At 48.9% G+C, this 6431-nt stretch carries 5 protein-coding genes; 3 read left to right on the top strand and 2 right to left on the bottom strand.

The genetic code is table 11. The features are described 5' to 3' along the window. Positions 1 to 55 precede the first annotated feature (55 nt). Together WA411_RS17710 and WA411_RS17705 are read right to left on the bottom strand one after the other, a co-directional pair. Positions 56 to 154: an NAD(P)-binding protein gene (locus tag WA411_RS17710; protein ID WP_291908465.1), complete on the bottom strand. Its 99-nt coding sequence runs from the start codon at positions 152 to 154 to the stop codon at positions 56 to 58. Between the two features lie 32 nt (positions 155 to 186). Then, positions 187 to 2769, bottom strand: a complete 2583-nt coding sequence (locus WA411_RS17705) for a LuxR C-terminal-related transcriptional regulator (protein ID WP_226374336.1) — start codon at positions 2767 to 2769, stop codon at positions 187 to 189. A 258-nt stretch (positions 2770 to 3027) separates the two neighbouring features. Here WA411_RS17705 and WA411_RS17700 point away from each other — a divergent pair, with 258 nt between their 5' ends. The 3 genes from WA411_RS17700 to WA411_RS17685 all read left to right on the top strand — a co-directional run bounded on the left by WA411_RS17700 (position 3028) and on the right by WA411_RS17685 (position 6413). Further along, positions 3028 to 4251 carry an alkane 1-monooxygenase gene (locus WA411_RS17700; RefSeq protein WP_197463861.1) on the top strand — a complete coding sequence of 408 codons (1224 nt, stop codon included), beginning with the start codon at positions 3028 to 3030 and terminating at the stop codon, positions 4249 to 4251. 137 nt (positions 4252 to 4388) lie between these two features. Then, positions 4389 to 4907 carry a rubredoxin gene (locus tag WA411_RS19110; RefSeq protein ID WP_014422297.1) on the top strand — a complete coding sequence of 173 codons (519 nt, stop codon included), beginning with the start codon at positions 4389 to 4391 and terminating at the stop codon, positions 4905 to 4907. A gap of 51 nt (positions 4908 to 4958) precedes the next feature. After that, a complete protein-coding gene (locus WA411_RS17685; protein ID WP_014422296.1) occupies positions 4959 to 6413 on the top strand; it encodes an aldehyde dehydrogenase family protein in 1455 nt (484 codons plus the stop codon). Positions 6414 to 6431 lie beyond the last annotated feature (18 nt).

Genomic DNA, 6431 nt, shown 5'->3' with positions numbered 1-6431 from the left:
TTCTGTGGCCTGACGGCCACTCGGAGGTGGGTCAAAATTAATGGCCAGTAGTGGGTCACTTTAATTGGCCACTAACATCGAATCCATTCTGGCGGAGAGCCTCTGCGGCGGTCAGGCTGGCTATTCCAGCGCCAATGATAACTATTTTTTGCATATTCGCTCGATTCCTCTTTTGTTTTTGTAGCACTATAAAAGTCCGCGCAGTCGAGCTTCAGTGACTGCCTGAACCCGGTTGGTTACTTTAAGTTCGCTGAAAATCTTCTTCATATGCCATTTGACGGTATCCTCCGTCACGAGAAGCCGTTCAGCGATCTCTCTGTTGGTCATTCCGTTGCTTACGCATTTCAACAGAGAAATCTGCTTTATCGTGATAGTTGAGTGGGCATTGCCGGGCACAGGTGGCACGCTGGAGTCTTCTATTCTGACATCGGGATCCTTCGTAGCTTTAGCTTCAGAGTCGTCTGGCAGATCGTTAAAAAGATCCTGAGCAAGGGGGCTAAGAGAAAGTAGCGCTTCTTTGATCCAGAGCCGTGTGAAGTGACAGTTCAAATGTTCCGAAAGTAGGTTTGCATCAAGAATCATGCGCTTCGCCGATTTTGATGAGCCGAGGGCAAACGCTGCCAGGGCCTGACAATAGTGGGCGGCGATCCTGGTTCTAGCGTCTGAAATTGCGCTGGCGCTTTGTAGTGCTTGTTTGGCATATTTTTCGGCGACACCAAACTGTTTCCCAAGCCGTAGTCTATACATTGAGGTTACCAGGGCCATACGTGCTTGAATGGCCTGGTTTTGATTTGGCAGGAACGTCAGCTCACATTCATCGGGGAGTATGGGTGGACCCAATTCCTCGTTGTTCAGGAGAGTAAACTCAGCTAACTGAACTTTAGTCAGGATATTTAGACGAGAGAGCTCTCGCTCGCAGGAGGCTAAGCGGGATTGTTCCAACAAGGCCATGGCTCTATCTCGGAACCCTTGGTGGTACAGAAAACGGCTGTAGGCCTGTGTACACCCCCACAGAATATCTGTAACGCCATAGTTCAAAGCGAAATCGAACGAAGCCTGTGCAGATTCCTGGGTAACCAGGTGATGGTTCTGTTCGTGCAGGATTTGTAACTCAAGGGTGCCAAACATTTTATTTAAAAAAGTTTTTGGCACCTGAATCTTTTCTGCTGTTTTATTCGCCTGGATCAACACACTCATTGCTCGGGCGATGTCACCCTTGAACAGTTCAGCCTGAATTTCTGCAGTTTTAAGCCAGATAAAAGCGTAATGTTGATTGGATGACTGGATGGCCACAGCCGCTCGATGGGACAATCGCTCCAACTCTTCAAAATGGCGTCCACTGGAGGCAATGAATGCCTGGCAAGTAAGTGCTGCGCCTTTGCCAACCATGTTACGGTCGCCAAAGGAGTCTATCCATTTTTGACAGAGAACCTGACTCTCCAGTAATTCATCCTGTGTAGCTTTGCCTATCGCATTAACCAATTCCCGCCATCCTTCCTCATCAAGATTGCCCACCCCCCTGGAGCTCGGATGAAGCGAACTAACCAGTATTTCCTCTGCTTGACGAGCTTGTTGGCTGAAATACAAAATCCACGCGTAACCTATGCTCAAGGCAGCGATTTTTTTTATCGTACGAGCCGGTACTTTTCCAAACCAGGTGCGAAGTACTTCGATTTCACCCTGCCTCAGAGCCACGTCCAGAATAATGCTGTCACTTACGACGCGAGCCCAACGATGGTCACTGGCTTCCAGAGCTGCATTGATTGAATGGAGGTACTCTCCCCTACGCCAATGCCAGAACGCGACCCGTTTCAGTACATACGAGCGACGTTCTCGTTGGGTGGTGTTAAATAAACTACGCAAATACTCTCGCAGCACAGGGTGCATATCCATACGATCACCAGAAGTTCCGGTGGGAGCTAAAAGAGCATAATGTTCGTTAAGAAACGTAATTTCCCGGTCGGCCTCTTCTGTCTTATAGACATAGCCATAGCATTCAGCGCTGATTACTTCGAGCATCGCTGCATTGCAAAGAAAGGTCCTCGTACTATCGGGTAATGCAGTTAAGAGGTTGTCCCTGAAATACGAGCGAGTTTCCGGCCAAGTCGCTGCGGGGAGATTTGGGTTTGGGGTTTGGCACATAAGCCTGACAAGTGCTGGCCATCCACCGGTGGCTTTTATGATGTTGCTGGCTTCGGGGCCACCCATACCCGATAATTCACTAACCTCCTCTTCTGTAAATACAAGTTCATCAGCACCATACGTTACAACACCCGTCATCATAGACAAACGCGCCAACGCCCCGACGCGACTCGGTGCAATGAAAAATTTCACATTGCTCGGTGTTTCACAGATTAAATCCTCAATCAAATCCGCGGTATGTTTAGCCTCGCCAATCCCATCAAGGCAAATTCTTATCGTCTTTTTTGCATTACACAGTGCGTTTCGAAGAGCTTCGATGGTGTCGATGTCACTTTTTATCGTGCGCCAAGATTCAACTCCTTCGATTTGATATAAAACTAACGCTGCAAACAAACTGTCATTAACGCCATATGAGTCAGGGAAAGATCGGGTATTGATGTAAACGACGCTCTCAAGTTCCAGTTCGCGAGTGTTTGCTGCAAAGGCCACTTGTACAGATTTTCCATAGCCTGGCGGGGCCCGATACAGAACTACCTTTGATTCAGGCGTAGCAGAAGCGCTCAGGCAATAGCGGTCTAAACACCCTTGAGTAATGAAACACTGACGAGCCCACATCCTTTCAGACATCCTCCGACACCAGTCTTCCAAGCTATGGCGGGTCATGACAATCCGATCTCCTGCTTCGTCTCCCCGAAACGCGAGGGCGCTATGGGGTGAAAGCATATTGATAGATGTCTAGTGCGAAAACTACCCCTTAGGGTAGTTGTTTGATATCCGGTTCTGGCCAAACCTGTTCATGCCTACAACTTGTCAGTTCACCTGAGGGACTCGGTGTTCGCACAATGTAGAAAAATGATCAAGCTGAAAAACAATAAGGTGATCCTAATGTCAATGTCAGAAAATGTCTTAACAACAGAGTCTCTTCAGAGAGACCCTGATGCCGAAGGTTATGTCGACAGAAAACGCCACCTCTGGGTCCTTTCTGTGCTGTGGCCAGCGACGCCTCTTATTGGCCTTTATTTGGTATCCCAGACTGGATGGAGCATTTGGTACGGATTGGTGTTGATCCTTTGGTATGGCGCAGTTCCCTTGATTGATGCCATGTTTGGAGAGGATTTTTCAAACCCCCCCGAGTCGGCTGTGCCTCGGCTTGAACAGGATCGTTACTATCGGGTACTGACCTACTTGACGGTTCCTATTCACTATGCCGCCTTGATTGTCAGTGCCTGGTGGGTATCCACGCAACCAATGAGTGTTTTCGAGTTTCTGGCATTGGCCCTTTCCCTGGGAATCGTGAATGGCCTGGCTCTGAACACAGGCCACGAACTTGGCCATAAAAAAGAAACGTTTGACCGTTGGATGGCGAAGCTTGTCCTCGCCGTGGTCGGATATGGTCATTTCTTCATTGAGCACAATAAGGGGCATCACCGTGATGTGGCTACGCCGATGGACCCGGCGACATCCCGCATGGGTGAGTCCATTTACTCATTCTCACTGCGTGAAATTCCCGGTGCTTTCAAGCGGGCATGGGATTTAGAGGAACAGCGCCTCAGTCGTTGTGGAAAAAGTGTCTGGAGCCTGGAGAACGAAGTTCTTCAGCCTATGATTTTGACCGCTGTGCTTTATGCGGGATTGCTGGCGTTTTTTGGTCCCTTAATGCTGATCTTTTTGCCCATTCAAATGGCCTTTGGCTGGTGGCAGCTGACCAGCGCCAACTACATTGAGCATTACGGATTGCTGCGCGAGAAGATGTCGGATGGACGTTATGAGCGTCAACAACCGCACCACTCATGGAACTCAAACCATATTATGTCGAACCTGATTCTGTTTCATTTGCAACGACATTCCGACCATCACGCCCATCCTACAAGGTCCTATCAATCGCTTCGCGATTTCAAAGACCTGCCTTCCTTACCTTCGGGATATCCCGGAATGTTCCTGGCCGCAATGTTTCCCTCATGGTTTCGTTCGATAATGGACCACCGGGTGCTGGATTGGGCTAAAGGAGATCTCGACAAGATTCAGATTCAACCCGGCAAGCGTGAATTCTATGAGCGTAAATTTGGTGGGACTGATTCTGAATCAGTCGATACCGCCGCGGCTAAATGATCGGCTAATCGGAACTTATATACCTCGTTTACTTTATTTACGTTGCAGAAAAAGAGCCTCTGACGTGCACCTGAAAGAGGGTGCGCGTCGGGCGCTACCAAAACAAAGACAATAATATCGTTTGAAAGGTGCTCTAAATGGCTAAATATCAATGCCCTGATTGTGGTTATGTATACGACGAAGTGGTTGGTGATCCGCACGAAGGCTTTCCTGCAGGAACGACATGGGAAAAAATTCCTGAAGACTGGTCCTGTCCAGACTGTGCCGTCAGGGATAAGGTTGACTTCGTTGCGCTTCAAGAAGCGAACCCGGAACTTTCGGTGTCCGCAACCAATACAGCGGTCCGCCCTGCCAGCCAAGCTAAGACCGAGGGAGCATCGCAGAAAGCAACGGACGCATCTACTCCTTCAGCTAAAAATAAAACAAAGCCCAAAGCGAAACCGAAGCCCACCTCTTCAAAATCGCCCAAAGACTCGACTCAAAAAGATACCTATCGGAAGTGGGTCTGCATCACTTGCGGCCATATCTACGATGAAGCTCTCGGAGATGAAGCCGAAGGCTTCCCTGCGGGCACTCGTTTTGAAGATATTCCAGACGATTGGTGCTGTCCGGACTGTGGTGCCACAAAAGAGGACTATGTCCTCTATGAAGACTAGTAATCCGATTGAAAATAACAACAGTCTCGTTCAGCAAGAGGTGATTTTATAATGCAGATTGCTAGTCTGGCGGAGGTTGGGGTGACCAATGTGTCAACCAGCGATACGATTGATTCAACGTTCGCGGCCCTACAGCGGGCACAACTTGCGCGTCGCGGAAGCTTTACCTTGGAGGCTCGAATAGCGCAGCTCGACCAGCTGCGGGATTCAATTAAACGCCACGAATCAAACATCATTGCGGCGTGCGCGGCGGACTTTCGAAAACCCGCTCCAGAAGTCAAATTAACTGAACTCCTGCCGGTGCTTCAGGAAATTCGACACACTAAAAAACACTTGCGTAAATGGATGCGTCCGAAGCGAGTGGCTGCATCCGTTGGTGTTCTGGGCACGAAATCTTATGTTCGGCCAGAACCAAAGGGAGTGTGCCTGATTATTGCACCGTGGAATTATCCGCTCAATCTTGCGCTCGGACCTCTCGTCTCAGCGTTAGCTGCAGGGAACGGAGCCATCATTAAACCCTCGGAAATGACACCCCATACCTCAAAGGTGATTGCCAACATTGTCGCCGAAACCTTCCCTCCCGATCTGGTTTCCGTGATTGAGGGTGATGCCGCGGTAGCGCAGAAACTGTTGGCCTTGCCCTTCGACCATATATTCTTCACGGGCAGTCCTGCGGTCGGCAAGCTGGTCATGGAGGCTGCCGCCAAGAATCTTTCCTCAGTGACACTGGAATTGGGGGGTAAGTCCCCGACCATTGTCGGTCCAGATGCCAACATAAAGAGGGCTGCAAGAAACATTGTCTGGGGTAAGTTTGCCAATAATGGACAGACCTGTATCGCCCCAGATCATGTTTTTGTGCACGTTAATATCGCAGATCAATTCAATGAAGCACTTAAAACGGAAATTGGGCGAGTCTATGGAAAAACACCAGAAGCCCAGAAATCGACCGCCGACTATTGCCGGATTGTAAATCGACGTCATTTCCAGCGAGTTTCAAACCTGATAGATGATGCCAAAAGCAAAGGTGCAAGAGTCTTTGAAGGCGGTGTTACAGATGCTGAAGAGAATTTTATTGCTCCGACGTTAATTTCAAATGTATCCAGTGACATGGATATTTCACGTGAGGAGTTATTCGGCCCGATCTTACCCGTTATTGAATTCGACGATATTGATCTGGTTATCAAGAAAATCAACGATAACCCTAAACCGCTTGCGCTTTACATATTCGACAAAAAAGAGTCTTTTGCCACGGATATTATCGAGCGAACGAGCTCCGGCGCTGTAGGAGTCAACCTTACAGTTGTGCATTTTCTACATCCGGGTCTGCCGTTTGGTGGAGTTAATAATTCCGGGATAGGGGCGGCACACGGTGAATACGGCTTCCGCGCTTTTTCGCATGAAAAGGCGTTGATGGAGGATAAACATTCTCTTATGCATCTTCTTTTCCCACCCTATACAGCCTGGGTCCGGCGTCTTATAGAGGCAGCTGTTCGAATTCTGGGCTGAGCATAATCAAATAATAAG

It is taken from the genome of Marinobacter sp. CH_CUG1437-1, assembly GCF_037029655.1.
GTDB classification, from domain to species: Bacteria; Pseudomonadota; Gammaproteobacteria; order Pseudomonadales; family Oleiphilaceae; genus Marinobacter; species Marinobacter salsuginis.
Note: the sequence above shows the minus strand (reverse complement) of the source record. Positions and strands in the feature narration are given on the sequence as shown.